The 26,670-nt window shown below is 73.1% G+C and carries 25 protein-coding genes and 1 riboswitch; of the genes, 18 read left to right on the forward strand and 7 right to left on the reverse strand.

Annotation, left to right across the window (positions count from 1 at the left end):
• The first annotated feature begins 211 nt into the window (after window positions 1-211).
• Both trpD and ACZ4EF_RS29480 read left to right on the forward strand, forming a co-directional pair.
• The gene (trpD, locus tag ACZ4EF_RS29475; protein ID WP_355334260.1) at window positions 212-1,276 is read left to right on the forward strand and encodes an anthranilate phosphoribosyltransferase; all 1,065 of its coding nucleotides are present in this window, start codon (window positions 212-214) and stop codon (window positions 1,274-1,276) included.
• Window positions 1,277-1,387: 111 nt separating this feature from the next.
• A riboswitch (SAM riboswitch) is annotated at window positions 1,388-1,504 on the forward strand.
• 164 nt (window positions 1,505-1,668) lie between these two features.
• Window positions 1,669-3,039: an aminotransferase class V-fold PLP-dependent enzyme gene (locus ACZ4EF_RS29480; protein WP_467507126.1), complete on the forward strand. Its 1,371-nt coding sequence runs from the start codon at window positions 1,669-1,671 to the stop codon at window positions 3,037-3,039.
• On the opposite strand, the gene ACZ4EF_RS29485 is transcribed toward ACZ4EF_RS29480, so the two are convergent.
• Window positions 3,036-3,932 carry an NAD(P)-dependent oxidoreductase gene (locus tag ACZ4EF_RS29485; protein WP_467507128.1) on the reverse strand — a complete coding sequence of 299 codons (897 nt, stop codon included), beginning with the start codon at window positions 3,930-3,932 and terminating at the stop codon, window positions 3,036-3,038. The two genes, ACZ4EF_RS29480 and ACZ4EF_RS29485, sit on opposite strands and share 4 nt — an antisense overlap.
• A 54-nt stretch (window positions 3,933-3,986) precedes the next feature.
• Between ACZ4EF_RS29485 and ACZ4EF_RS29490 the strand changes: the two genes are divergently transcribed.
• Window positions 3,987-4,541: a GNAT family N-acetyltransferase gene (locus ACZ4EF_RS29490; RefSeq protein WP_391159812.1), complete on the forward strand. Its 555-nt coding sequence runs from the start codon at window positions 3,987-3,989 to the stop codon at window positions 4,539-4,541.
• Window positions 4,542-4,560: 19 nt separating this feature from the next.
• Window positions 4,561-5,148, forward strand: a complete 588-nt coding sequence (locus ACZ4EF_RS29495) for a TetR/AcrR family transcriptional regulator (RefSeq protein ID WP_467507130.1) — start codon at window positions 4,561-4,563, stop codon at window positions 5,146-5,148.
• A gap of 70 nt (window positions 5,149-5,218) precedes the next feature.
• Here the strand turns inward: ACZ4EF_RS29495 and ACZ4EF_RS29500 are convergent, their stop codons facing one another.
• Together ACZ4EF_RS29500 and ACZ4EF_RS29505 are read right to left on the reverse strand one after the other, a co-directional pair.
• Window positions 5,219-5,500, reverse strand: a complete 282-nt coding sequence (locus ACZ4EF_RS29500; protein ID WP_188281460.1) for an Lrp/AsnC ligand binding domain-containing protein — start codon at window positions 5,498-5,500, stop codon at window positions 5,219-5,221.
• Window positions 5,497-6,276, reverse strand: coding sequence for a rhomboid family intramembrane serine protease (locus ACZ4EF_RS29505; protein ID WP_355334249.1), 780 nt, complete (start codon window positions 6,274-6,276; stop codon window positions 5,497-5,499). Before ACZ4EF_RS29505 ends, ACZ4EF_RS29500 begins: the two co-directional genes overlap by 4 nt.
• A gap of 137 nt (window positions 6,277-6,413) precedes the next feature.
• On the opposite strand from ACZ4EF_RS29505, the gene ACZ4EF_RS29510 reads away from it, so the two are divergent.
• The 6 genes from ACZ4EF_RS29510 to ACZ4EF_RS29535 all read left to right on the forward strand — a co-directional run bounded on the left by ACZ4EF_RS29510 (window position 6,414) and on the right by ACZ4EF_RS29535 (window position 13,737).
• Window positions 6,414-6,728, forward strand: coding sequence for a hypothetical protein (locus ACZ4EF_RS29510; RefSeq protein WP_391043890.1), 315 nt, complete (start codon window positions 6,414-6,416; stop codon window positions 6,726-6,728).
• Window positions 6,729-7,159: 431 nt separating this feature from the next.
• The gene (locus ACZ4EF_RS29515; RefSeq protein ID WP_391044265.1) at window positions 7,160-8,458 is read left to right on the forward strand and encodes an NYN domain-containing protein; all 1,299 of its coding nucleotides are present in this window, start codon (window positions 7,160-7,162) and stop codon (window positions 8,456-8,458) included.
• A 362-nt stretch (window positions 8,459-8,820) separates the two neighbouring features.
• Window positions 8,821-9,849, forward strand: a complete 1,029-nt coding sequence (locus ACZ4EF_RS29520) for a C40 family peptidase (protein WP_391043892.1) — start codon at window positions 8,821-8,823, stop codon at window positions 9,847-9,849.
• Between the two features lie 224 nt (window positions 9,850-10,073).
• A complete protein-coding gene (locus tag ACZ4EF_RS29525; RefSeq protein ID WP_391159808.1) occupies window positions 10,074-11,132 on the forward strand; it encodes a C40 family peptidase in 1,059 nt (352 codons plus the stop codon).
• Between the two features lie 53 nt (window positions 11,133-11,185).
• Window positions 11,186-12,466, forward strand: coding sequence for a hypothetical protein (locus tag ACZ4EF_RS29530; protein WP_467507133.1), 1,281 nt, complete (start codon window positions 11,186-11,188; stop codon window positions 12,464-12,466).
• 218 nt (window positions 12,467-12,684) lie between these two features.
• Window positions 12,685-13,737, forward strand: a complete 1,053-nt coding sequence (locus ACZ4EF_RS29535; RefSeq protein WP_467507135.1) for a M48 family metalloprotease — start codon at window positions 12,685-12,687, stop codon at window positions 13,735-13,737.
• Here the strand turns inward: ACZ4EF_RS29535 and ACZ4EF_RS29540 are convergent.
• Complete coding sequence (locus tag ACZ4EF_RS29540) at window positions 13,734-15,023, reverse strand: glycosyltransferase 87 family protein (protein ID WP_391043902.1); 1,290 nt, start codon at window positions 15,021-15,023, stop codon at window positions 13,734-13,736. The two genes, ACZ4EF_RS29535 and ACZ4EF_RS29540, sit on opposite strands and share 4 nt — an antisense overlap.
• A 91-nt stretch (window positions 15,024-15,114) precedes the next feature.
• Between ACZ4EF_RS29540 and ACZ4EF_RS29545 the strand changes: the two genes are divergently transcribed.
• A complete protein-coding gene (locus ACZ4EF_RS29545; RefSeq protein ID WP_467507137.1) occupies window positions 15,115-16,245 on the forward strand; it encodes a glycosyltransferase family 4 protein in 1,131 nt (376 codons plus the stop codon).
• 119 nt (window positions 16,246-16,364) lie between these two features.
• Window positions 16,365-18,002: a GMC oxidoreductase gene (locus tag ACZ4EF_RS29550; RefSeq protein ID WP_401852905.1), complete on the forward strand. Its 1,638-nt coding sequence runs from the start codon at window positions 16,365-16,367 to the stop codon at window positions 18,000-18,002.
• Window positions 18,003-18,012: 10 nt separating this feature from the next.
• Here ACZ4EF_RS29550 and ACZ4EF_RS29555 read toward each other — a convergent pair whose 3' ends face one another.
• Entirely contained in the window at window positions 18,013-19,809 is a 1,797-nt protein-coding gene (locus ACZ4EF_RS29555) for an AMP-dependent synthetase/ligase (protein WP_355334225.1), read from the reverse strand.
• A 242-nt stretch (window positions 19,810-20,051) separates the two neighbouring features.
• Between ACZ4EF_RS29555 and ACZ4EF_RS29560 the strand changes: the two genes are divergently transcribed.
• The 6 genes from ACZ4EF_RS29560 to ACZ4EF_RS29585 all read left to right on the forward strand — a co-directional run bounded on the left by ACZ4EF_RS29560 (window position 20,052) and on the right by ACZ4EF_RS29585 (window position 25,135).
• Window positions 20,052-20,813, forward strand: a complete 762-nt coding sequence (locus ACZ4EF_RS29560; RefSeq protein WP_355334223.1) for a metallophosphoesterase family protein — start codon at window positions 20,052-20,054, stop codon at window positions 20,811-20,813.
• Between the two features lie 109 nt (window positions 20,814-20,922).
• Window positions 20,923-21,447 (forward strand): SRPBCC family protein, encoded by a 525-nt coding sequence (locus ACZ4EF_RS29565; protein ID WP_467507140.1) that lies wholly within the window; start codon window positions 20,923-20,925, stop codon window positions 21,445-21,447.
• 4 nt (window positions 21,448-21,451) lie between these two features.
• Entirely contained in the window at window positions 21,452-22,735 is a 1,284-nt protein-coding gene (locus ACZ4EF_RS29570; protein ID WP_467507142.1) for an ArsA family ATPase, read from the forward strand.
• A 148-nt stretch (window positions 22,736-22,883) separates the two neighbouring features.
• Window positions 22,884-23,288: a DUF5304 family protein gene (locus ACZ4EF_RS29575; protein WP_355334216.1), complete on the forward strand. Its 405-nt coding sequence runs from the start codon at window positions 22,884-22,886 to the stop codon at window positions 23,286-23,288.
• A gap of 55 nt (window positions 23,289-23,343) precedes the next feature.
• Window positions 23,344-24,285 (forward strand): ROK family glucokinase, encoded by a 942-nt coding sequence (locus ACZ4EF_RS29580; RefSeq protein ID WP_355334214.1) that lies wholly within the window; start codon window positions 23,344-23,346, stop codon window positions 24,283-24,285.
• 4 nt (window positions 24,286-24,289) lie between these two features.
• Window positions 24,290-25,135, forward strand: coding sequence for an endonuclease/exonuclease/phosphatase family protein (locus ACZ4EF_RS29585; protein WP_467507145.1), 846 nt, complete (start codon window positions 24,290-24,292; stop codon window positions 25,133-25,135).
• Window positions 25,136-25,169: 34 nt separating this feature from the next.
• On the opposite strand, the gene ACZ4EF_RS29590 is transcribed toward ACZ4EF_RS29585, so the two are convergent.
• Together ACZ4EF_RS29590 and ACZ4EF_RS29595 are read right to left on the reverse strand one after the other, a co-directional pair.
• Entirely contained in the window at window positions 25,170-25,850 is a 681-nt protein-coding gene (locus tag ACZ4EF_RS29590; RefSeq protein ID WP_391043914.1) for a hypothetical protein, read from the reverse strand.
• Entirely contained in the window at window positions 25,843-26,667 is an 825-nt protein-coding gene (locus ACZ4EF_RS29595; protein ID WP_467507147.1) for an alpha/beta hydrolase, read from the reverse strand. The genes ACZ4EF_RS29590 and ACZ4EF_RS29595 overlap by 8 nt, the downstream gene beginning before the upstream one ends.
• Window positions 26,668-26,670 lie beyond the last annotated feature (3 nt).

Consider the following 26,670-nt stretch of genomic DNA (forward strand, 5'->3'; position numbering starts at 1 on the left):
ACACCCCACCCCCCCCCCCCCCCCCCCCCCCCCCCCCCCCCCCCCCCCCCCCCCCCCCCCCTCCCCCCTCCCCCCCCCCCCCCCCCCCCCCCCCCCCCCCCCCCCCCCCTTCGGCGTCCGCCGTCCGCAGTGCGGGCAGGGAGCCGTCGGGCCCCGCGGCGCGGATAGGCTGAGCGCGCAGTTCCCCATCCCACCACCAGGAGCGTGGACCATGAGCGTTGTGACCCCGGCAGGCGGCGAGAGTCCGGCGACGCGGTCCTGGCCGGACGTGCTGACCACGCTGCTGGCAGGGCGGAATCTGGGTGGGGACGACACCGCGTGGGCGATGGACGCGATCATGCGCGGCGAGGCGAGCGACGTGCAGATCGCCGGGTTCGTCGTCGCGCTGCGGGCGAAGGGGGAGACCGTCGAAGAGGTCTCCGGCATGGTGCGGTCGATGTACGCGCACGCGAACACCATCGAGGTGCCCGGCGCGACCGTGGACATCGTCGGCACCGGCGGCGACCGGGCGAAGACCGTCAACATCTCCACCATGTCGGCGATCGTGGTCGCGGGCACCGGCGCGAAGGTCGTCAAGCACGGCAACCGCGCCGCGTCCTCGGCCAGCGGCGCCTCCGACGTCCTGGGAGAGCTCGGCGTCAATCTGCAACTGACGCCGCAGCGGGTCGTGGAGGTCGCGGAGGAGGCGGGCATCACCTTCTGCTTCGCGATCAAATTCCACCCCGCGCTGCGCCACGCGGGCACCGCCCGGAGCCAGTTGGGGGTGGCGACCGTCTTCAACTTCCTCGGCCCGCTGACCAATCCGGCCCGGGTGCGGGCGCAGGCCACCGGGGTCGCGGACCCGCGGATGGCGCCGATCATGGCCGGGGTGCTGGCCGAACGCGGCTCGTCCGCACTGGTGTTCCGCGGTGACGACGGCCTGGACGAGCTGACCACCACCGCCACCTCCCAGGTGTGGGTGGTGCGCGACGGCAAGGTGGAGCAGACCGCCTTCGACCCGCGGGACGTCGGCCTGCCCCTGGTGCCCGTGGAGGCGCTGCGCGGCGCCGACGCGGCCCACAACGCGGACGTCGCCCGGCGGCTGCTCGCGGGCGAGACCGGGCCCGTACGGGACGCCGTGCTGCTCAACTCGGCGGCGGCGCTGGTGGCCCTGCGGCCCGGCAGCGGGCCGTTGGAGGAGCAGATCGCGGCCGGTCTGGTGACGGCGGCCGAGTCGATCGACTCGGGCGCGGCGGCGGCGACGCTGGAGCGGTGGGCGGCGGCGAGCAACGCGTAATCGCCACTGTGGCGGAATTCGGATAGGTCCCCCGGGGACCGAGCACACGACGCTGTCCAATTTCTGGACGGCGTCTTGTGCGTTCGGCGCCTTGTGGCAGAATGCTGTCCAGGTCACGAGTGACAGCGTCAAGGCCCCGGCTCGCTGTCCGGCAACCCTCCGTCCGAGGCGGGGTGCCCCGGGTGATGACCAGGCCGTGAGCAGCGAGGCTCATGGCAAGCCGGACTTGGGGAGTTCTTTCATGAGCAAGCGAATGCGATAGGGCCTGTCGGCCCGGTTCCGCCGTTCCGCCTTTCGTTCGACGTTTCCATCCCGCGCTTCTGTACCGCGAGCCATTCCTTTTCGGCTTCAGACGTGCGGTGATTTCGCCTGCCGTAATCCGGGAGATCGCCATGACTGTGTCCATCGCTGCCACCGACCGTGAGATTTGTACCCCGCTGCCCGTTCTGGGCCGGGACGTCCTCGTGCCGCTCGTGACGGGCGGCGAAGTGACGTACGCCGCGCTCGACTACGCCGCCAGCGCCCCCGCGCTCCAGCGGGTGTGGGACGACGTGGCCGCCTACGCCCCCTACTACGGCAGCGTGCACCGCGGCGCCGGCTACCTCTCGCAGCTCTCCACCGACCTGTTCGAGCAGAGCCGGGTCACGGTCGCGGAATTCCTCGGCTGTCGGGCCGAGGACCAGGTGATCTTCACCCGTTCGACGACCGACTCGCTCAATCTGCTCGCCGCCGTCATCCCGGCGGGCACCCACGTCTTCGTCTTCGAGACCGAGCACCACGCCTCGCTGCTGCCGTGGCGGACGCGGGACGACGCGCGGGTCACCGTCCTGGGCGCGCCGCGGACGCCCGAGCAGGCCGTCGCCGCGCTCGACGTGGCCCTGCACGGCGCCCCCAAGGGGCCCAAGCTGGTCTGCGTCACCGGCGCCTCCAACGTCACCGGTGAGCTGTGGCCGGTGCGGGAGCTGGCCGCCGCCGCGCACCGGCACGGCGCCCGTATCGTCCTGGACGCCGCCCAACTGGCCCCGCACCACCCGGTGGACATCGCCGCGCTCGACGTCGACTGGGTCGCCTTCTCCGGCCACAAGCTGTACGCGCCCTTCGGCTCCGGTGTCCTCGCGGGCCGCGCCGACTGGCTGCGCGAGGCCGAGCCGTACCTCGCGGGCGGCGGCGCCAGCCGCAAGGTCGCGCGGCGCGCGGACGGCGGAGTCGACGTCGAGTGGCACACCACCGCGGCGCGGCACGAGGCCGGGTCGCCGAACGTCATCGGCGTCTACGCCATCGCCGCGGCCTGCAAGGCGCTGACCGAGGCCGGGTTCGACCAACTCGTCACCCGTGAGCAGCGGTTGCTCGCCCGGCTGCGGGAAGGGCTCGCCTCCGTGCCCGAGGTGCGGGTGCTCTCCCTGTTCGGCGAGGACGCGCCCCGGGTCGGCGTGCTCTCCTTCGTCGTCCAGGGCTGGAACAGCTCGCACTTCGCCGCCGCGCTCTCCGCCGAGTACGGGATCGGTGTCCGTGACGGTCTCTTCTGTGCCCACCCGCTGGTGCGTACGCTCCTCGGCGCCGAGGGCGACGACCCGGGCGAGTGCGGCGCTCCCGAGGCCGCGCCCGGCGAGCGCGTCCTCAACGCCATCCGCGTGAGCTTCGGCGCGGGCACCCCCGAGGAGCACGTCGACCGCTTCGTCCACGCCGTCCGCACCCTCGTGCGCGACGGCGCCCAGTGGAACTACCGCACGGAGGACGGCCGCTGCGTGCCGGACCGCGGCTAGCGCCTCTCCGGCGGAACACGAACGGCGTCTTCGGTGCGGGACTCGATGGCCTTCAGGACGGCGATCATGTCCGCGGCCGGGTCGGTGGCGGCGGTCTCGGTGAACAGGGCGAGGCAGGTGTCGAGCAGGGGAGTGGCGGTGGCGGAGGCGCGGGCGGCCTCCGCGATGAGGCGGTTGTTCATGAGGACGTCGGCGGCGGCGGCCTGGACGGTGAAGTCGCGGGCGAGCAGCTTGGGGGACTTCATACGGGAGACGCCGCTGGCCATCGGTCCCGCGTCGAGCACGGCGAGGAACTGACGGGCGTCGACGCCGTGCCGCTCGGCGAAGTGGAACGCCTCGGTGAGCCCGGTGACCACGGTGATCAGGAAGAGGTTGACCGACAGCTTCATGAGCAGGGCGCCGGGCACCGGCCCGCAGACGAAGGTCTCGTGGCACATGGGCGCCAGCAGCGGCCGTACCGCTGAGACGGCGGCGTCCTCGCCCGCGAGCATCGCCACCAGGCGGCCCGCCTCGGCCGGGGCGCGGGAGCCGGAGACCGGGGCCTCGACGTAGTGGCCGCCCGCCGCGCGGACCTCGGCTTCGAGGCCGAGCGAGTACTCGGGCGAGGTCGTGCCCATGTGCACGAGGGTGTGCCCCGCGACGTTCGCCGCGAAGGCGGGGGTGCCGCGGCCGAGGCAGGAGTCGATGGCGGCGCCGTCGGCGAGCATCACGAAGACGGTCCCGGCCCGGTGGAAGAGGTCGGCGGGGCTGTCGGCGGTTTCGGCGCCCGCCGCCCGCAGGGCCTCGGCGGCGGGCGCGCTGCGGTTCCACACCACCAGCGGGGTCCCGGCGCGGAGGAGATTGAGCGCCATGGGCCGGCCCATGACCCCGAGCCCCAGGAAACCGATGTCCACGACGCACCGCCGCCTCTCTTGCCGTTTATGACAGCCGTCATAATACTGGTCGTTATGACAGTGGTCATAGAGGGTGCGGAGCGGCGGGCGGCCGCTCCCGCCGACGGGATCGACCTGCTCAGGCCCGCCGACGCGGACGCGGTGGCCGCCCTCTTCGCGGCCTGCTCCCCGGAGACGGTCCGGCTGCGCTTCCTCGGCGGCGCGCGCGAATTCCCCCGCGCCCACCTGGACCGTCTGCTGGCAGGACCGCCCGCGGCGCACGACGCCGTGGTCGCGTACCGCGGCGGCCGGGACCGCCTGGTGGGAATCGCGGGCTTCGCGGCGGACGACACCGCCGGGCCGGGAACCGGCGGCGAGCTGGGCGTGCTGGTGGTGGACGCCTGGCAGCGCCGGGGCGTCGGCACCGCCATGGTCGGCCTGCTGCTGGCCCGCGCGCGGGCCAGGGGTGTCGAGCACGTGACGGTGAACGTCCCGCACGGCAGGCGGGGCCTGCTCGCCGCGCTCGGCCGCCGCCTGGAACCGGTCCGCGCGTCGTACACCCCGGACGGTCTGACCGCCGTCTATAAGGTGGCCCGGACGACCCGTGCGGCAGGGGTCGGAACGCAGTAGCTCCGTGGAGGTGTCGACGATGGCCGGGTCAGAACGCGGACCGCGCGAGCGGATGGTCTTCAGCGCGGCCCAGCTCATCCGGCGCGAGGGCGTCGGCGCGACCGGCATGCGCGAGGTCGCCGCCCACGCGGGCGCCCCGCGCGGCTCGCTCCAGCACTACTTCCCCGACGGCAAGGAACAGCTCGTCAACGAGGCGGTCGTCTGGGCGGGTAACTACGCCGCCAAGCGCGTCGCCCGCTTCCTGGCCGCGCTGCCCGACCCGACCCCCGGCGGGCTGTTCGCCGCGATGGTCGGCCAGTGGACGGACGAGTACGCGGCCGACGGCTTCGACGCCGGATGCCCGGTCGCCGCCGCCTCGGTGGACTGCGCGCGGACCACCGAGTCCACCCGGAAGGCGACCGCCGCCGCCTTCGCGGCCTGGACCGCGCCGGTGGCCGCGGCGCTGACCGGCATGGGCGTTCCCGAGGACCGGTCCGTACCGCTGGCGACCCTCATGATCAGCACCCTGGAGGGCGCGATCCTGATCGCCAGGGCCGAGCGCGACGTCCGCGCCCTCACCACCGCCGCACGGGAGTTGGGCCCGCTGCTCGACGCGGCCCGCGCGTGACCGCGTACCGGGAGCGCAGGACGAATCCGTAGGACGGACCCGTAGGCGGAATCCGTAGAGGGAATCAGCCTCAGGCGTCGAGGCCGATCGCGAACGCGGCCTCCAGGTCGTGCTGCGAGTACGTACGGAAGGCGACATGGGTGTCGGTGGCCTCGACGCCGGGGATCTTGGAGATCCGGCCCGGAATGATGTCGGCCAGGTCGTCGTGGCGGGCGACGCGGACCAGCGCGACGAGGTCGTACGTGCCGGTCACGGAGTAGACCTCGCTGACGTTGTCCAGCGCGGCGATGGCCTCGGCGATCTCCGGAATCCGGTCGACGGAAGTCTTGATGAGCACGATCGCGGTGATCACGGCTGGATGTCTCCTTGGGTCGACCCGACTACGACGCTCAGCTTACGACGCGGCCGGTAGCACACCCAGGCGCACAGGAACCCGAAGGCGAAGCCGACGACATGGGCGAGATACGCCACTCCCGGACCGTTGTTGCCGGTCTGGGCGGCCAGCCACTGGAGGACGAACCAGAAGCCGAGCACCATCCACGCGGGGAAGCGCAGCGGGATGAAGAAGAGGAAGGGGAACAGGCTCGTCACCCGGGCCTTGGGATACAGATAGAGATACGCGCCCAGCGCCCCGGAGATCGCCCCGGACGCGCCGACCAGGCTCTGCGTCGACTCGGGGTTGGCGAGCGCGAACCCGTACGTCGCCAGATAGCCCGCGACCAGGTAGAAGAGCGCGAAGCGCACCCGGCCCATCCGGTTCTCGACGTTGTCGCCGAAGACGTAGAGGAAGAGCATGTTGCCGATCAGGTGCAGCCAGCTCCCGTGCAGGAACATCGCCGTGAGCACCGACAGCAGCGGCGACTTCGCGTACGCGTGCGGGGCCGCGCAGCCCGCGGGCAGGTCGAGCCGGTCCATCGGGAGCCGGCCGTGGAACAGCTCACTGGGGATGACACCCCAGTGCGCGAAGTAGACGGCCTGCGCGCACTGGAGCTTGTCGCCCGTGCCGTAGGAGGGGTTGAAGCCGGACAGCGGTCCGAGGAGGAAGACCACGGTGCACAGGGCGATCAGCGCATACGTCACGACCGGCGTGCGGCGGACCGGGTTCTTGTCGTACACCGGGATGACCATGGACCGATGATGACGCAGCGGTCGTAACGGACATAGGCCGCCTCGCCGCAGCGCGTCGCGGGTCGGAGGCCGTAAGGTGACCCCGACGTACGCCCGTCAGCACTGATACGCCCGACCGAGGAAGAGGTGCAGGACCGATGCCGGTGCCCATGCCCACCGCCACCACCCGGTGGCGCTGCACGCAGTGCGGCAATCTGACCCGGTTCGACGTGACCCGCTCCACGCGGGTCGTGGAGTACGTCCATCTCGACCTCGGCGGCGAGCCGCGGATCGAGGAGACCGACGTGCTGACCGAGACGGTCGAGTCCGTGCGGTGCCGCTGGTGCAACGCCGCGGACCAGATCGAGCTGGTCGACCGGCCGGGCGCGGCCGTGGCCGCGGGAACGTCCGAGGGAACGGCCGGGGAAACGGACTCCGGCGCGGACGCGGAGACCGGTTCGGCGCGGGACTGAGCCTCCTTACGGGGACAATGGATGCAAGAGGCGGCGGCCGGAGGGATCGAAGGGGGCCGGGGAGGCGCCGTGTAACCGGACGGGAGTGACTGGTGGACGGTATCGGCGGCTTTCCGCGGGCCGAGGCGAGGGGGTCCGAGACGGATGCCGCCGACGGGCCGGGCGCCGACGCGTCCGGCGCCGCGGCGCAGGACCCCGACACACCGCGGGCCGACGACGAACCGGGCGCCGAAGCACCGCCCGGCCGTGACGGCGGCGGCACTCCCGACGGCTCTACCGGCAGCGTCTCCGGCAGCGCTCCCGACGGCAACGCTGCCCCCGGCGCCGACGCTCCCGGTGACCCCGCCGACACCGGTGATACCGCCGACCCCGCCGATACCGGTGTCACTGCCGATGACGACGCCGCTCATGAACCCGCGCTCGACCGGCCGCTGCCCGAAGGCGTACGCCACCGCGTCGTCGCCATCGCCGCCGACGCCTTCGGCGGGTTCACCTTCGCCGAACTGCCGGTCTCGCTGCGGCCGTACGCCCGTTTCACCCCGTCCAGACGTGTGAAATACGCGGCCACCGCGCTGGCCACCGCGCTGGAGGGCGACCCGGCCTTCCGGCACAAGGTCGCGGGCAAACTGCGCGAGGCGCAGCCGGAGCTGACCGGGGCGCTGGACGCCGGCACCCCGCCGCCCGCCGCGGATCCGCTCGACGTGGCCGCCGCGGCCTATCTGCTGCGCCCCGCGGGCTGGGCCAAGCTTGTCACCACCGCGGGCGAGGAGGCCCAACGGGCGCACGCCGAGCGGGCCGACGAGGAGACGCTGCGCGAACTGGCCAAGCTCCGCGAGGAGGTCCAGGGCCTGCACACGCAGCTGCGCTCGGACGCCGTACGGGCCCGCGCCGAACTGGACGCCGTCCGCAAGGAGGGCGACTCGGTGCACCGCAAGCTGCGCAGCGCCCTCAGCGACGTCAAGCGCGCCGAGGCCGCCCAGCGCAAGATCCAGGCGGAACTGGACGAGGCGCGGGCCGCCGCCGCCCAGGACAAGGCCGCCGCGGAGAGCGAGGCACGGCGGCTGCGCACCCGGCTCGCCGAGGCCGAGGCGGCGGTCGAGTCGGGCCGCCGCGCCGCCCGTGAGGGCCGCAGCATCGAGGACGTACGGCTGCGCCTGCTGCTGGACACCGTCCTCGACGCGGCCTCGGGGCTCCGCCGTGAACTGGCCCTGCCGCCGCGCGACACCCTGGGCGTACGCCCCGCCGACACGGTGGACGCGGTCGCGCCCGGGGCCTTCAGCCCGCGCGACATCGCCACCCGCGCGCTGTCCGAGACCGACCCGGCGCTGCTCGACCAGTTGCTCGCGCTGCCGCAGGCGCACCTCGTCGTCGACGGCTACAACGTCACCAAGACCGGCTATCCGTCGATGCCGTTGGAGAAACAGCGGCTGCGGCTGCTCGGCGGGCTCGCGGCGCTGGCCGCGCAGAGCGGCGCCGAGGTCACCTGTGTCTTCGACGGCGCCGACCTGGACATGCCGGTGCTGCTCGCGCCGCCGCGCGGGGTGCGGGTGCTGTTCAGCAAGGCCGGTGAGACCGCTGACGAGTTGATCCGGCGGCTGGTGCGGGCGGAACCGCCCGGCCGGCAGATCGTGGTGGTCTCCGCGGACCGCGAAGTCGCCGACGGGGTGGCCAAGGCGGGCGCCCGCCCGGTCGCCTCCGTCCTGCTGCTGAAACGTCTCGCACGCGTCTGAACCGCGCTTGCCGCTCGCGCCGCCCGCGCCTCCGGCCCCCCGGCTCCCGGTCGCCGCACCGCCGCAGCACCGAACCACCGAACCACCGAACCACCGAACACATCACTATTCGTTCGGACATTCGGTTCGCGAACGCGCCATCGTCGACGGAGCGTTGATCCACCCTCACTGCGCGTACGAAGGTCGTAAAGAATGTGCGAACCGGTCGAGATTTTGCCAACAAGGATTTGAACCGATCACAGATAGGTCACTAAGGTCGGGCGTCGAACCTCCGCGCAGTCGATCATCCAATCCGGATGGCGCGCCGGGGGCCGCCCGCCAGTCAACCGGTAGGCGGCTGAAGGAAGAAGGAGCTCGCCTTCGTGGCGTCCCACCGTCGTCCCAAGCCGGCAAGCCGCACGCGCGTGACCGTGCTGACCGCCACCGCCGCAGCCGCGGTGGCCCTCACCTCCCAGGCGGCCCAGGCCGCCCCCGCCAAGCCGACCGTCAAGGACGCCAAGGCGAAGGTGGACGCGCTGTACGAGCAGGCTGAGCAGGCCTCAGAGAAGTACGACGGGGCCAACGAGAAGCTGCACACCCTCCAGAAGGAGGCGGGCACTCTCCAGGACCAGGTGGCCAGGCAGCAGCAGCACCTGAACCAGCTCAGGGACGGCCTCGGCGCCATCGCCGCGTCCCAGTACCGCAGCGGTGGCATCGACCCGTCGCTCCAGCTCTTCCTGTCGTCCAACCCGGACAACTACCTGGACCAGGCGACCACGCTCAACCAGCTCACGTCGATCCAGACCGACTCGCTGCACCAACTCCAGGACGCCAAGCGGACCCTGGACCAGCAGCGCGCCGAGGCGACCGCCAAGCTGACCGAGCTCCAGACCACCCGCACCGAGCTGGCCAAGCGCAAGGCCGAGGCGAAGGACAAGCTGGCCCAGGCCCAGCAGATCCTCAACTCGCTGACGGCCGCGCAGCGCGCGTCCATCGCCGCCGCCGACGCCCGCGCCAACCGCTCCACCACCCGCGTGGACCTCGGCGACGCGAAGCCCGCCTCGCAGCGCGCCGCCGCCGCCTTCTCCGCCGCGCAGTCCAGGGTCGGCCTGCCGTACGTGTACGGCGCCTCGGGCCCCAGCTCCTTCGACTGCTCCGGCCTCACCTCGTGGGCGTACCACCAGGCCGGCGTGACGATACCGCGCACCTCGCAGGCCCAGGCGAACGCCGGAACCCGGATCTACTCCACCTCCCAGCTCGCCGTCGGCGACCTCGTCATCTTCTACGGCGACTACCACCACGTCGGCCTCTACGCGGGCAACGGCATGGTGCTGCACGCGCCGAAGCCGGGCGCCTCGGTGCGCTACGAGTCGATCGGCAACATGCCGTTCCAGTTCGGCGTCCGCATCTGACGCCTTCCGGCGTCGTTCCTCACCGATTTCACGGGTCCGCGGGAGTCTCCCGCGGACCCCGGTGCGTTCATACGGCGTTCGGACTCCTACGGCGTTCGGGTGATGAACAAGTGCCCGGTGCCGCCCGGTGCGGGTGCGTGACCTGGGCGGGAGGCGCGGCGCGGCGATGCGGGGGCCGCGCCTTCTTTGAACTCTCCGCGTCGCGCTGACTACTGTCAGCTCCCGTGGCTTCCCATCGACGCTCCCCACAGCCGGGCTTCGCCGCCCGCACCACCCGGGTCACCGTGCTGTCCGCGGCCGCCGCGGCCACCGCGGCGCTGTCCGGCGGTGCGGCGCAGGTCGCCTCGGCCGATCCCGGCGGGGGCGCACCCGACACGGCGTCCCGGCTCGACCGGCTCTACCAGCAGGCCGAGCAGGCCACCGAGAAGTACAACGCGGCGCAGGAGCACGCCAAGCGGCTCCGCGCCGACCTGACCACCCTCCAGGACCGGGCCGCCGAGGGGCAGCAGCGGGTCAACGACATGCGGCAGGAGCTGGGTTCGCTCGCCTCCGAGCAGTACCGCAGCGGCGGCATCGACCCCTCGCTCGCCCTGATGATGTCCTCGGACCCCGACCAGTACCTGGACCGGGCCACCACCTTGGACCGGCTCAGCGCCCAGCAGGCCGGGCGGTTGCGCCAACTCCAGGAGGCCGAGCGGCTGTTGCTCCAGCAGCGCTCCCAGGCGGCGGGCAAGCTCGCCGAACTGGACAAGGCCGGGGCGGTGCTCCAGGACCGCAAGCGGTCGGTGCAGCGGGCGCTCGCCGAGGCCCAGCGGCTGCTCAACGCGATGCCCGCCGCCCAGCGCGCCGGATACCGGCCCGGCATGGACGCCGGGCGCGCTTCCCGCGACCGCACGACCGCCGACCTGCCGGCCATCCCGAATCTGCCCGCCGCCTCGGGGCGCGGCGCGATGGCCGTGGCCGCCGCCCGCCAGATGGTCGGCGCCCCTTACGTCTGGGGCGCCACCGGGCCCAACTCCTTCGACTGCTCGGGCCTGATGCAGTACTCGTACGCACGGGCCGGGGTCGCGCTGCCGCGCACCTCGCAGGAGCAGATGAACGCCGGGCAGCGGGTGCCGCTGGACCAGGCGCGGCCCGGCGATCTGGTGATCTACCGCGGCGACGCCAGCCATGTCGGGATGTACGTCGGCGGCGGCCAGGTCATCCACGCCCCCTACCCCGGTGCCAGGGTCCGCTACGACCCGGTCGGCATGATGCCGATCACGGCCGTGACCCGGCCGTAAGGGCGCGGCGCCCCGGCCGTGGGGGGCGTCCTCGGGGCCGTACGATCGGGCCCATGGCCGTGGCGCCCCTCCGACGTACGCCGACCGCTTCCCGTGTCCGGGCGGCGGCGCTCGGCCTGTCCCTGGCGCTGCTGGCGGCGCTCGTCGCCGGGTGCGGCGGGACCGCCTCGGGCGGGCGGCCCACGGCGGACGCCACCGACGCCGGGATCCGGCAGGCGCTCGACCGGCGGGCCGCCGCGGTGCTGCACCACGACCGGGCGGCCTTCCTCGCCGGGATCGACCCGCGGGCGACGCGCTTCCTCGACCGGCAGAAGGCGATGTTCACCGACATCGCGGACGTGCCGCTGGCCGACTGGTCCTACCGGCTGGTGCGGACCGGCGCGTTCGGCCTGCCGCCGACCGCCGACGGCACGGTACGGGCCGCGGCCGAGGTCCAACTGCGGTACCGGCTCAGCGGATTCGACGCGGCGCCGGTCGCCGCGACCGACTACCTGACGCTGTCCCGGCGGGGCGGGAGCTGGTACGTGGCCGGGGACGACGACGGCGCCGCGTCCGGGCACCGCGGCGCCGTACAGCTGTGGGACCAGGGCCGGGTGACGGTGGTGCGCGGCACGGACAGCCTGGTGCTCGGGCTCGGCGACGCCGCCGGGCTGCGCGGCTACGCCGAGGACGTGGACCGGGCGGTGCCGGAGGTCCGGCGGACCTGGGGCGGCGCCGGGTGGTCGGGCAAGGTGGTGGTCGAGGTGCCGCGCACGCTGGACCAGATGGCCGCGCTGGCCGACGCGGACCCGGCCGATTACCGCAACATCGCCGCCGTCACCACGGGGGAGGGCGGCGGCAGCGCGCGGGTCGGCTCCGACCGGGTGATCATCAACCCCGAGGCGTTCAGCGGGCTCTCCGCCTTCGGCCGGCAGACCGTGCTCACCCACGAGACCACGCATGTCGCCACCCGCGCGTGGACCACCGCCCGCACCCCGCTGTGGCTCTCCGAGGGCGCCGCCGACTGGACCGCCTACCGTACGGCGGGCCGCACCGCCCGCGAGCTCGCCCCGGAGCTGGCCGCCGCCGTCGCCGCGGGCCGCGTCCCCGCCGCGCTGCCCGCCGACGCCGACTTCCACTCCGCCGACGCCGACAGCCTCTCCCGCGCCTACGAGGGCGGCTGGCTCGCCTGCCGCCTGATCGCCGACCAGTGGTCCCCGGACGCGCTCGTCGCCTTCTACCGCGCCGTCGCCTCCGGCGGCACTGTCGACTCCCACCTGCGCACCACTCTCGGCACCACCCTCCCCGCCTTCACCGCCCGCTGGCGCGCCTACCTCCACCAGGAGCTGCCATGACCCGTGACCCCGCCGCGGACCCCCCGGCCCACCGGCCCCCGCCTCCGTCGAACGCCCCCCCAGGACGCCCCCCGCACACCTCGCCGCCGCCAACAGGATCTTCGCCTGCGGCGGATGCCGGGGCTTCGGCCGCGGGGGTGGGGGACTTCAGTGCGGAGGAGGTCGGGCGGGCGCGGGCTTTGCGGCGGGGGGTGTGGCCGGTCGCGCTCGGCGGGCGGGTGGCAGCGCTGGGGCTGATGCTGGGGCTGGGGTTGACGGCCGGGGGAGCGGGGCTGGTCGCGGCGTTCGGCGGCGGGACGTGGGGCGGCCGGGTGGCGGGCGCGGCGGTGTCCCTGGTGCTGCTGCCCGAGGTGCTGGGGCTGCCCTTCGCGGCGCGCGGGCGCGTGGTGCGCCGCCGGTTCGGCCTGGTGACGCAGGGCTGGGGCGGGTGGTGGGCGGACGTGCTGCGCGGCCTGCTGATCTCGCTGCCGCTCACCTTCGGCGCGCTCTTCGCCGTCTACGCCCTCGCCGGGGCGACCGGCCACTGGTGGGCGTGGGCCGCGCTCGGCGCCGCCGCGCTGACCGTCCTGATGTCCTGGGCGGCGCCCATGATCTTCGAGCCGCTGTTCAACCGCTTCACGCCGATGGAGCCGGGCCCCCTCAGGGACGCCCTGCTGGCGCTCGCCGCCCGCGACGGCGTCACCGTCGAGGATGTGCTGGTCGCCGACGCCTCGCGCCGTACGACCGCGCTCAACGCGTACGTGTCCGGCTTCGGCCGCACCCGCCGCATCGTCGTCTACGACACCCTGCTGACCACGGCGCAGCCGCGCGAGGTGGAACTGGTGGTCGCCCATGAACTCGGCCACGTCGTGCACCGGGACGTGCCGCGCGGCACCGCGCTCGGCGCGCTGGGCGCGGCCGTCGGCGTGTGCGTCCTGGCCGCCGTGGTGACCTGGCGGCCCCTGCTCGACCTCGCGGGCGCCGACGACTTCGCGGACCCGCGCTCCGCCTGGCTGCTGGCGGCCGTCGCCACTGTCGGCGGCGCCGTCGCCGGGCCGCTGGGCTGCGCGGTGAGCCGCGGGGTCGAGCGGCGCGCCGACCGGCACGCCCTCGAACTGACCGCGGACCCGGCCGAGTTCATCGCGATGCAGCGCCGCCTGACGGTCGCGAACGTCGGCGACCCCGACCCGCCGCGCGCCCTGCACCTGATGTTCGGCACCCACCCCACCCCCGCCGAACGCATCGCCGCCGCCCGCGCCTGGCGCCCGGCCGCCCCGCAGGACACGCTCTAGCCCTTGTCGTGCACCCCGACCCGCTCGGCTCGGGTCAGCACCGCGGCCGGGGCGTCGGCGGGCTCCCCCTCGACCGCGCCGCGCGCCGCGCGGCGCGGCACGGTGGCCGCCCACAGCCGACGGCAGGCGCTCAGGGACGCCAGGACGAGCAGGCCGTTACGGGTGACGATCAGCGCCACGCCCAGCTTGTCGCTGTGGGCGATGTCCTCGAAGAAGATCGGGAACTCCAGCGTGGTGAAGAGCGTCGCGCCCAGCATCAGCGCGACCGGCCGCCGTACCACCGACTCCCGCAGCGTCATGCAGACCGCGCCGATGCCGACCAACCACACCATGTACTGCGGGCTGATCACCCGGCTGGTGGTGGTGAAGACCAGCACCGCGGTGAAGGCCGCGTCGAAGGGCGTGGCGACCGAGTACGAGCGGGCCCGCACCCGCCACAGCAGCAGCCAGGCGAAGGCCAGCAGGGACAGCGCCATCGCCGCGGTGCTCACCAGGTGCACATGCGGGCCGATGAACTCGACCGACCCGTAGTGCATCCGCGCGGTGCCGTGCCAGCCGAAGTGCCGGGCGATGTGGAAGACGGTGGCCCCCAGCGACTCGACCTCGGTGCCGCGGTCGCGCTGGAAGGTGAGGAAGGACAGCGAGCCCGGCATGGCCAGGTGGAAGGCGAGCGCGATCACCGCCATCGTCACCGCCGCCGAGATCCACGACCGCCGGGTGGTACGGCCGCGGGGCGTCCCGATGAGCAGCAGCAGCGGCCACACCTTGAGCATGGCGCCCACCCCGGCCAGCACCCCGCCCGCCTTCGGGCGGCGCGGCAGCAGGAGCAGCCCCGCCACGGCGACGGCGGTCACCATCACGTCGTAGCGGGCGTAGATGATCGGGCCGAGCAGCGCGCCGCCGCCGACCCACACCCACACCCCGGCCATCCGGCCGCCGCGCCTGACCCGCGAGTCGCGCAGCAGCACCGCCAGGATCACCGCGTCCGCCAGGAAGGCCAGCCAGAAGAAGGCGGCGGTGTAGCTGAGGAAGGGCAGCAGGCCGGGCGCGAGGATCACCAGCGCGGCCCCCGGCGGGTACTGCCAGGTCACGTCGTGCAGCGGGAAGCTGCCCGTGCTCAGCACCCCGTACCAGCGGTGGTAGACGGACGAGACATCGTGGGCGATGTACTGGCCGGGAAAGTGGACGACCTCGAACACGAACAACAAGAACGCGGCTCGGGTGACGACCCAGGTGAGCACGGCCCAGCCCCGACCGCTGATATGTGTGTTTGTCACGATACGCATCATGCGGTGAGCGGCGGCCCGGTCGCGGGACGGACGCGGCCGGTGGCGGCCAGCCGGGTGAACACCGCGTGAGCGGGTACTGTCGGCGGCGATGGACAAGACCCTGATCGTGACCAACGACTTCCCGCCCAGGCCCGGCGGCATCCAGTCCTTCGTGCACAGCATGGCGCTGCGGATGGACCCGGGACAGGTCGTCGTCTACACCTCCACCTGGAAGGACGGCGCCGAGGTCGCCCGCTTCGACGCGGAGCAGCCCTTCCCCGTGGTCCGCGACCGCACCTCGATGCTGCTGCCCACCCGCAGGGTCACCCGGCGCGCCGCCGACCTGCTGCGGGAACACGGCTGCTCCTCCGTCTGGTTCGGCGCCGCCGCCCCGCTCGGCCTGATGGCGCCCGCGCTGCGCAAGGCCGGGGCGCGGCGGCTGGTCGGCACCACGCACGGGCACGAGGCGGGCTGGGCGCAGCTCCCCGCCAGCCGCTCGCTGCTGCGCCGGATCGGCGAGGGCACCGACACCCTCACCTACCTCGGCGAGTACACCCGCTCCCGGATCGCCGCCGCGCTGACCCCGGCCGCCGCCGCCCGGATGGTCCAACTGCCGCCGGGCGTCGACGAGAAGACCTTCCACCCCGGCTCGGGCGGCGCGGTGGTACGGGCCAGGCTCGGCCTCGCCGACCGCCCGGTGGTGGTGTGCGTGTCGCGGCTGGTGCCGCGCAAGGGCCAGGACACGCTGATCCAGGCCATGCCCCGGATTCTGCACGAGGTGCCGGACACCGCGCTGCTGATCGTCGGCGGCGGACCGTACCGGGGGGACCTGGAGAAGCTGGCGGAGCGGACCGGCGTCGGCCACGCGGTGCGCTTCACCGGGCCCGTGCCGTGGGAGGAGCTGCCCGCCCACTACGGCGCCGGTGACGTCTTCGCGATGCCGTGCAGGACCCGGCGCGGCGGCCTGGACGTCGAAGGGCTCGGCATCGTCTACCTGGAGGCGTCCGCGACCGGGCTGCCGGTGATCGCGGGCGACTCCGGCGGCGCGCCCGACGCGGTCCTGGACGGCGAGACCGGCTGGGTGGTCGCGGGCGGCTCGCCCGCGCAGTGCGCCGACCGCGTCCTGACCCTGCTGCGCGACCCCGACCTGCGCGCCCGGATGGGCGAGCGCGGCCGTCGCTGGGTCGAGGACGCCTGGCGCTGGGACCTGCTGGCGCAGCGGCTCACGTCCCTGCTGTAACCCGATGGGCGCGGTCACGGCCGCCGTCCCGGCGCCGTCGTCGTACGAGAACCGGCCGCCGTAAAAGACCATGCGTCATGGGCATGGAGGGTTCACGCGGACCCGCCCATCATGCGCGCATGACATCAGACCTGACGCGCCGTCACTTTCTGGGACTCGGCGCCCTCCAGACCGCAGCAGCACTCGGCCTCACCCGTATCGCGCTCTCCGCGACCCCCGCGTCCGCCGCGCAGGCGGAGCCCGCCGCCACCACCTTCAGCCCCGCGATCGTGATCGGCTCCGGCTACGGCGGCGCCGTCGCCGCCCTCCGGCTCGGCCAGCGCGGTGTCACCACGACCGTCCTGGAGATGGGACGGCTGTGGGACACCCCCGCCGCCGACGGCAAGATCTTCTGCAACACCAGCTCGCCCGACCAGCGGTCGATGTGGTTCCGCAGCCGCACCGAGGCGCCGCTGGCGACCTTCCTCTGGCTCGACCTCGTCAACAAGGACATCACCCCCTACCCCGGCGTCCTGGACCGCGTGCACTACGGCGACATGTCCGTCTACGTCGGCCGCGGCGTCGGCGGCGGCTCCCTGGTCAACGGCGGCATGGCCGTCACCCCGTCGCGCGCGTACTTCGAGGAAGTCCTCCCGCAGGTCGACTCCACCGCGATGTACTCCACGTACTTCCCGCGCGCCACCAGCATGCTCGGCGTCAACACCGTCGACCCCGCCTGGTTCGAGTCCACCGAGTGGTACCAGTTCGCCCGCGTCTCCCGCGACCAGGCCCACAGCGCCGGCCTCAGCACCACCTTCGTGCCGAACGTGTACGACTTCTCGTACATGAAGGCCGAGGCCGCGGGCACCGCCACCAAGTCCGCGCTGGACCAGGAGGTCATCTACGGCAACAACCACGGCAAGCGCAGCGTCGACAAGACCTATCTGGCCTCGGCGCTCGGCACCGGACACGTCACCATAGAGACCCTCAGCCGGGTCAGAGCCGTGAGAAGAGCGGCCGACGGCACGTACGTCCTGACCGTCGACCGGATCGACCTGACCGGCGCGGTCGTGGAGACCCGCGAGGTCGGCTGCCGCTACCTCTTCCTCGCCGCGGGCAGCCTCGGCTCCACCGAGATCCTGGTCAGGGCCCGCGAGACCGGCACCCTCCCGCAACTCAACGCGAGCGTGGGCACCGCCTGGGGCGGCAACGGCAATATCATGCTCGCCCGCGCCAACTACCTGTGGAATCCCACCGGGGCGCACCAGTCCACCATCCCCGTCATGGGCATCGACGACTGGTCCAACGCGAGCAACCCGGTCTTCGCCGAGATCGCGCCGCTCCCGATCGGCTTCGAGACCTGGATCAGCCTCTACCTGGCCATCACCAAGAACCCCGAACGCGGCACTTTCTCCTACGACGCCGCCACGGACTCCGCCCGGCTGAACTGGACGCTCGCCCAGAACCAGCCCTCGGTCAAGGCCGCCAAGACCCTCTTCGACCGGATCAACCGCAAGCAGGGCACGATCTACCGCTACGACCTCTTCGGCGGCAACAAAGCCTTCGCCGACGACTTCTGCTACCACCCGCTGGGCGGCCTGCCGCTCGGCCGCGCCACCGACGCGTACGGCCGTGTCAGCGGCTACGACCACCTCTACGTCACCGACAGCTCCCTGATCCCCGGCTCCATCGGCGTCAACCCGTTCGTGACGATCACCGCGCTCGCGGAGCGGCTCATGGACAGCGCCCTCGCCGAAATCAGCCCGTCCGGCGTGTGAGGACAGAACCTCAGCGCTGGTAAAGGGCCTCGATCTCCGCCGCGAAGTCCGTCAGGACGACATTCCGCTTCAGCTTCAGCGACGGCGTGACGTGGCCGGACTCCTCCGTGAACTGGGTCGGCAGAATACGGAACTTCCGCACCGACTCGGCCTTGGAGACGGCCGCGTTGCCCTCGTCCACCGCGCGCTGCACAGCCGCCAGCAGCTCCGGGTCGGCCGCCAGCTCGGCGACGCCCGCGCCCGCCTTGCCGTGCTGCTCGGCCCAGTGCGGCAGGAACTCCTCGTCCAGGGTGATCAGCGCCGCCACGAACGGGCGCCCGTCACCGACCACCATGCACTCGGCGACCAGCGCGTCCGCCCTGATCCGGTCCTCGATCACCGCGGGCGCGACGTTCTTGCCGCCCGCCGTCACGATGATCTCCTTCTTCCGGCCGGTGATCGACAGATAGCCGTCCTCGTCGAGCGAGCCCAGGTCACCGGTGTGGAACCAGCCGTCGGAGACCGCCTCCGCGGTCGCCGCCTCGTTGTTCCAGTACCCGGTGAACAGGTGCTCGCCGTGCAGCAGCACCTCGCCGTCGTCCGCGATCCGCACGGTCGACCCCGGCAGCGGCTGGCCGACCGAACCGATCTTCGTACGGTCCCAGGGGTTGAAGGCCGTGGCCGCGCAGGACTCGGTGAGGCCGTAGCCCTCCAGCACCGTGAAGCCGATACCGCGGTAGAAGTGGCCGAGGCGCTCGCCCAGCGGCGCGCCGCCGGAGATCGCGTGGGTGGCCCGGCCGCCGAGGACCGCGCGGAGCTTGGCGTAGACGAGCCGGTCGAAGACCTTGTGCGTGAACCGCAGCTTCAGCGACGGGCCCGCCGTGGTGTCCAGCGCCCGGCTGTACTCGATCGCGGTGGCCGCCGCGCGGTCGAAGATCTTGCCCTTGCCGCCCGCCTCCGCCGTGGCCCGCGCGGTGTTGTAGACCTTCTCGAAGACCCGCGGCACCCCCAGCACCATCGTCGGCCGGAACGAGCCGAGGTCGTCGGTGAGGTTCTTCACGTCCGGCACATGGCCGAGCCTGATCGGCGCCATCACGGCCGCGACCTCGACCAGCCGCCCGAAGACGTGGGCCAGCGGCAGGAAGAGCAGCACCGAGGAGTCGCCGGTACGGAACAGCGGGCTCAGCCGCTCCACCACGTTGCCGCACTCCGCGAAGAAGCTGCGGTGGCTCAGCACACAGCCCTTGGGGCGGCCCGTGGTGCCCGAGGTGTAGACGACGGTCGCGGGGGAGTCGGCGCCCGCGCTCGCGCTGCGCTCGTCCACCACCGCGTCGGAGATGTCGGTACCCGCCGCGTTCAGCGCGTCCACCGCGCCGGTGTCGATCCGCCACAGGTGCTTGAGCCGCGGCAGCCGCTCCCGTACGGACTCCACCGCGCTCTCGTGCGGCTCGGACTCCACGACCGCCGCGACCGCGCCCGAGTCGCTGAGGATCCACTCGATCTGGGACGCCGACGACGTCTCGTAGACCGGCACGGTGACCGCGCCCGCGCTCCAGATCGCGAAGTCCAGCAGCGTCCACTCGTACCGCGTCCTGGACATCACGGCCACCCGGTCGCCCGGCTGCACGCCCGAGGCGATCAGACCCTTGGCGGCGGCGCGCACCTCGGCGAGGAAACCCGTCGCGCTGACGTCCTGCCACCGGCCCGCGGAGTCCTTGCGGGCGACGACGGCGGTGTCCGGATGCTGAGCGGCGTTGCGGCGGATCAGATCCGTCAGATTGGCGTCCGCGGGGACCTCGTACAGGGCCGGAAGACTGAACTCACGCAAGGCGGCTGCTCCTCATCGGTGCCACGGCGCACCCGGAGGGAAGATGTGGACGGCGTGGACGTTACCCATCGGTAAAGCTCTGGCGATAGGGGGGCCGTACAGATGTTCTCAGCGTCACACACACATCACACGCGCTTCACACACCGGGGCGGAGCGGCTGGGTTCCTGCCCGGAAGAGTAGTCCAGCGCCCGGCCGGGCCGCCGCTGACCCGCTAGGGTCTGTCCGGCTATAAAGTGTCCGCATGCGGGTCCATGTGGTGAGTGACGTCCATGGCGCTGCCGAGGCCCTGAGCCGGGCCGGGGACGGCGCGGACGCGCTGGTCTGCCTGGGCGACCTGGTCCTCTTCCTCGACTACGCCGACCACTCCCGCGGCATCTTCCCCGACCTCTTCGGCGTCGCCAACGCCGACCGGATGGTCGAGCTGCGCACCGCCCGCCGCTTCGACGAGGCCAGGGTCCTGGACCAGGAGCTGTGGGCCGGGACCGACCGGCGCACCGCCATCGAGTCCGCGGTGCGCAAGCAGTACGCGGAGCTGTTCGCCGCCTTCCCCGCCCCGACGTACGCCACCTACGGCAACGTCGACATCCCGGCCCTCTGGCCGGAGTACGCGGGCCCCGGCACCACCGTCCTGGACGGCGCGACCGCCGAGATCGGCGGCCGGGTCTTCGGCTTCGTCGGCGGCGGCCTGCGCACCCCGATGCGCACCCCGTACGAAATCTCCGAGGAGGAGTACGCGGCCAAGGTCGCCGCCCTCGGCCCGGTCGACGTGCTCTGCTCCCACATCCCGCCCGCGATCCCGGAACTCTGCTACGACACCGCCGCCCGGCGCTTCGAGCGCGGCAGCCAGGCGCTGCTGGAGGCGATCCACACCGTCCGGCCCAAATTCGCGCTCTTCGGCCACGTCCACCAGCCGCTGGTGCCGCGCACCCGGATCGGCCGCACCGAATGCGTCAACGTCGGGCATTTCAACCACACCCGCCGGCCGTGGGTCCTGGAGTGGTGACCCGGCCGCCGGACGCGACCGGCGGCGCCCGCAGCGGTGACGGCCGCCCCACCTGCACGCGGTAGCCTTCAGCAGCAATGGCATGCGATGTCCCGGAGGGGCTACGGCGATGGCGGAACACACGAAGTCGAGCATCACGATCGAGGCGGCTCCGGCCGCCGTCATGGGCGTCATCGCCGACTTCGGCCGCTACCCGGAGTGGACGGGAGAGGTCAAGGAGGCGGAAGTCCTCGCCACCGACGCCGAAGGCCGCGCCGAGCAGGTCCGGCTGGTGCTCGACGCCGGGGCGATCAAGGACGACCACACCCTGGCGTACACCTGGATCAGCGCCACCGAGGTGCGCTGGTCGCTGGTCAAGTCCCAGATGCTGCGCACCCTCGACGGCTCCTACGCCCTCGCGCCGCGCGACGGCGGCACGCGCACCGAGGTGACGTACCAGCTCACCGTGGACGTCAAGATCCCCATGCTCGGCATGATCAAGCGCAAGGCGGAGAAGGTCATCATCGACCGGGCGCTCGCGGGCCTGAAGAAGCGCGTCGAGTCCGGGAGCGGCGAGAGCGGGGACGCGGCCGGCACGCCGGACTCCGCCGACGCCGCGGCCGACTCCGCCGCCAAGCCCGACGACCCGGCCTGACCCGGTGACCCGCGCCCCGCGACCGCCCCGCACCCTGCTCGTCACCGGCCACGGAGGCGCGGGCCGCACCACGGTCGCGGCGGCGACCGCCGTGGCCGCCGCCCGCGACGGCGTCCGTACGGTGCTGCTCACCGGCGACCGCGCCGACGTGGCCGCCCTGCTGCCGCTGTCCGCAGCGCCCGAGGCCGTGGGACCGCTGTCCGGATCACCCGCGCTCGGCCGCCCCAGCGCGGTGGACGGCGTGCCGGAACTGCGGGTCGCGGCCGTCGACACCGCCGCCTCCTACCGGGCCGCCACCCTCGACCTCCAGCAGCGGATCGGCACCCTGCTCGACATGCTCGGCGCGGCCCCCCTCGACCCCGAGGAGCTGACCGAGGTCCCCGGCGCCGACGCGCTCGCCCTGCTGCGGGCGCTGCGCGACGTGCACACCGTCGGCCACGACGACCGGCCGCCGTGGCACCTGGTCGTCGTCGACCTGCCGCCCGTGCGCGACGCCGTCGCGCTGCTCGCCCTGCCGGAACAACTGCGGCGCTACCTGCGGCGGTTGCTGCCCGCCGACCGGCAGGCGGCCCGCGCGCTGCGCCCGGTGCTCGCCCAGCTCGCCGGGGTCCCGATGCCCGCCGAGTGGGCGTACGAGGCCGCCGCCCGCGCCGACCGCGAGCTGTCCGCCGTGCAGTCGGTGATCGAGGACACCGGGACGACCGTGGCGGTCGTCGTGGAGCCGGGACCGCACGCCGAGCGCGTCCTGCGCGACGCCCGTACCGGACTCGCCCTGTTCGGCCACCGCCTCGAAGCCGTGGTCGCCAACCGCCTGCTGCCCGCCGACTCCGCCGACCCCTTCCTCGCCGGGCTCGGCGCCCGCCAGCAGGACCGGCTCAAGGCGATGGCCGAGACCTGCGCGGCCGACGCGGTGGCGCTGCGCGAACTGCCGCACCTGGGCGCGGAACCGCGAGGACCCGCGGAACTGGCGGCGCTGGCCGTCGACACCTTCGAGCACCGCTCTCCGCAAGCCGGTGTCTCGGGTTCGCGGGCCGCGGACCCCTGGACCGTCGACGACCGCCTCGCGGCCGAGGGCCACTTCGTGTGGTCGCTGCCGCTGCCCGGCGCGAGCCGCGAAGGGCTCGACCTGGTCCGCCGCGGCGACGAACTCGTCCTGGACGCGGGCGGCTTCCGGCGGATCGTGCCGCTGCCGTCCGCCCTGCGCCGCTGTACGGTCTCCGGCGCCGCGCTGCGGGACGGCGTGCTGCGCGTACGGTTCACGCCCGACCCGGCGCTCTGGCCGAACTGAGCGGGCGCCCCCGGCCCTCCCCGGGCTCCCCGGCGCCGGCTGCCCGTTCCCGGCTGCCTGCCGCCGGTACCCGCTGTCCCGTCGGCCGGTCGGGTACCGTCGAGGGAGCCGACGCAACCAGCCCGGAGCGCCCCTTTTGGAGCCGATCATGAGCGAATCCACGGAACGTCCCGACGCCGACGCCTGGGCGAAGGCCAGCGCCGAGGACATCGCGGCCGAGCACGCCAGACGGCGCGAGCAGGCGGGGCAGGGAGTCGGCAGCGCGGGCGAGGAGCTGCGCCGCCTCGCGGAGGCGTTCGGCGAGGCCGTCACGGACAAACTGGGGGCGCTGCGGAACCCCGCGGTACAGATGGCCGCCCAGGGCGTCATGTCCCAGGTGCGTTCAGTTGTCGAACCCATCAAGGACCGTAATCCGGATGTGTTCGACCATCTGACGGCCGCGGGAGCCGAACTGCTCGCCGCATACCGCTCTGCGGTGGCCCAACACGAGACGCGGTGGACGGGCGAGGACCGCGCTCCGAGTTCACCGACTGAACACATCGACCTCGACTGACCTCCCCTCCGGTACGGTTCTCCTAAGCGGGGATCGACCGAAAACTGAGGGACACATGGGACTCACCATCGGCGTCGACATCGGCGGCACCAAAATCGCGGCCGGCGTGGTCGACGAGGAAGGCTCGATTCTCGAGACCGTCAAGGTGCCGACGCCGCCGACTCCCGAGGGCGTCATCGACGCGATCGTGGAGGCGGTACGCCAGGTCAGCACCGGTCACCAGATCGAAGCCGTCGGCATCGGCGCCGCCGGCTATGTCGACGACAAGCGCGCCACCGTCCTCTTCGCCCCCAATATCAACTGGCGGCACGAGGCACTGAAGGACAAGGTCGAGCAGCGTGTCGGGCTCCCCGTGGTCGTGGAGAACGACGCCAACGCGGCGGCCTGGGGCGAGTACCGGTTCGGTGCCGGGCAGGGCCATTCCGATGTGATCTGCATCACGCTCGGAACGGGTCTCGGCGGCGGCATCATCATCGGCAACAAGCTGCGGCGCGGCCGGTTCGGCGTCGCGGCCGAGTTCGGTCACATCCGGGTCGTGCCCGACGGGCTGCTGTGCGGTTGCGGCAGTCAGGGCTGCTGGGAGCAGTACGCGTCCGGGCGCGCGCTGGTCAGGTACGCGAAGCAGCGGGCCAACGCGACCCCGGAGAACGCGGAAGTGCTGCTCGCCCTCGGCGACGGCACGGTGGACGGCATCGAGGGCAGGCACATCAGTGCCGCCGCCCGCCAGGGCGACCCGGTCGCCGTCGACTCCTTCCGCGAGCTGGCCCGTTGGGCGGGCGCGGGGCTGGCCGACCTGGCCTCGCTCTTCGACCCGTCGGCGTTCATCGTCGGAGGCGGTGTGTCGGACGAGGGCGAACTGGTCCTCGACCCGATCCGCAAGTCCTTCCGGCGCTGGCTGATCGGCGGGGAGTGGCGTCCGCACGCGCAGGTGCTGGCCGCCCAACTCGGCGGCAAGGCGGGGCTGGTGGGCGCGGCCGACCTGGCACGACAGGGCTGACACGATGACAGTGGAGGATCTGCCGAGTTCCGCCACCGAGCCGGGGGGCTCGGCGGTCGTCCGCGTGCTCAGCTACAACATCCGTTCCATGCGGGACGACACGGCGGCGCTGGCCCGGGTGATCCGAGCCTGCGCCCCCGATCTCGTCCTCGTCCAAGAGGCTCCGCGGTTCTTCCGATGGCGTAAGGCCGCGGCCCGCCTCGCCCGTGCGTCCGGCCTGGTGTACGTGACCGGCGGGGCGACCGCCGCGGGCCCGATGATCCTTTCCTCGCTCCGCGCGCATGTGGAGCGGGCGGAGGATCCGCTCATGCCGCACCGGCCCCCGCTGCACCAGCGGGGGTTCGCGACCGCCGTGCTCAGGATCGGCGGCGCGCGGCTGGCCGCCGTCTCCACGCACCTGAGCCTGTCGCCCGCCGAGCGGTACGAGCAGGCCGGATACGTACTGGACCGGGTGGCCGCGATGGGCGAGCCGTATGTGGTGCTGGGCGGCGACTTCAACGAGCCGCCGGACCGCCCCGGCTTCTCCCGGATCGCCGACGTCCTCCAGGACGGCTACGCCACCGCGCCGTGGGGCGCCGAGATCACCAACCACCGGGCGCCGTTCCAGCGGATCGACGCCGTCTTCAGCACACCGGGCATCGAGGTGCTGGGCTGCGGGGTCCCGTTGGGCCTGCCCGGAGTCAACGAGGCCGATCTGTACGCGGCCACCGACCACATGCCGGTGCTCGCCGCGCTCCGCGTACCCGCCACCGCGATGGAGGCGGAAGCGGAGGGCCACGCGGAAGCGGAGGCCGGGGCGGACGCGCGGGCCGGTGCCGAGGCAGAAGCCGAGGTGGAAGCGGCGGGTTAGCCCCGCCGCCGCTCCTCGTCAGGGACGCGGGGCCTCAGACGACGGCCCCGCCGCCCGGCAGGTCGTCGTCGTCCTCTCCCGTACGCATCCGCGCGACCAGCGTCGTGAAGCCGCCGAGGAATCCGCCGACGCCCAAGAGGATGGCCCACCAGGTGAGTTCGACCTGGAAGAGGACGAAGCCCAGCATGAGCAGCGGTCCGCCCAGGACCGCGATCCAGGCGAATTTCGTGGTGACGTCCGCGTCGGGCAGCGGCGGCGGCTCGGGCGGCACGTAATGCGCGTCCTCGTCGTCGTCGGCCAGTTCGTAGTCGCGCGGACCCTGGATGACCGGGTGCACGACGATGCTGCGGCTGGAGCCGGGCAGCGCGGGACGTCCGGCGTCCGCCTTCGTGCCGGTCCCGGCCTCGCCCTCGTCGTCCTTCTCGCCGTCCTTCTCCGCGTCCGCCGAGCCGTCCCCCGGGCTGTTCCCCGAGGCGCGCCCGGAGCCGGCCCCCGAGCCGTCCGCCGACCGGTCGCCCGGCCGCTGACCCGTGCCCGACGTGGTGGGTCCCGAGGCCGTCTCCGTGACGTTCTCCGAGTCCGGCCACGCCACCGACCCCGGCTCGGGCTCGTCGTCGTAGCCGGCGATCAGCGCGGCCCACGCCGCGTCCTCGTCGAGCGGCGGACGGGCCGGCTCCTCCTGCGGTGCGGTGCCCTCGTCCTCGCGGTCAGCCACCGGCCGTACCCCCCTTTACCGCTTCGTCGGCCGCGCCGCCCTCGGCGAGGTCCCCTGCGGGCTCCCCGCCCGGCCGGGACAGCCGCTGGATGAAGTCGTACGACTCCGTGAAGATCTGCTCGGCGTCGTGGTCGAGCGTGGCGACGTGGAAGCTGCGCTCCAGCACCCGCTCGGTGACATCGGTCGAGGAGACCTTGCTGAGCACCACCGCCGAATTCGACGGGTGCACCACATGGTCGACCCTGCTGTGCAGGAGCAGCAGCGGCTGGGTGACCTGCGGCAGCCCGGCGTGCACGACGGGCCAGAACTTGTTGAGCGAGTGCACGGCGTGCAGCGGCGTCCGGTCGTAGCCGAGCTCGGCGCCGCCCTCACGCGCGATGTCGCTGGCGATACCGGGCACCGACGGCACCAGGTGCCGCAGCACGGGCACCGCCTTGAGCTGGAGGCTGTCGGCCTTCACCGACGGGTTCACCAGCACGAGCCCGCTGATCGCGGCGCCGTGCCGCTCGGCCAGCCGCAGCGCCAGTGTGCCGCCCATCGACAGACCGCAGACGAAGACCTGCGAGCAGCGGTCGGACAGCGACCGCAGCTCGCGGTCGACCTCGGCGTACCAGTCCTGCCAGCCGGTGACCTGCATGTCCTGCCAGCGGGTGCCGTGGCCGGGCAGCAGGGGAACGGAGACGGTCAGCCCGCGGGCGGCCAGATATTCGCCCCAGGGACGCATGGACTGCGGTGTACCGGTGAATCCGTGACAGATCAGGACGCCGATCTCGCCGCCGTCATGGCGGTACGGCTCGGCTCCGGGCATGAGCGGCACCGT

The sequence above is a fragment of the Streptomyces sp. NPDC025721 genome (genome assembly GCF_055558595.1).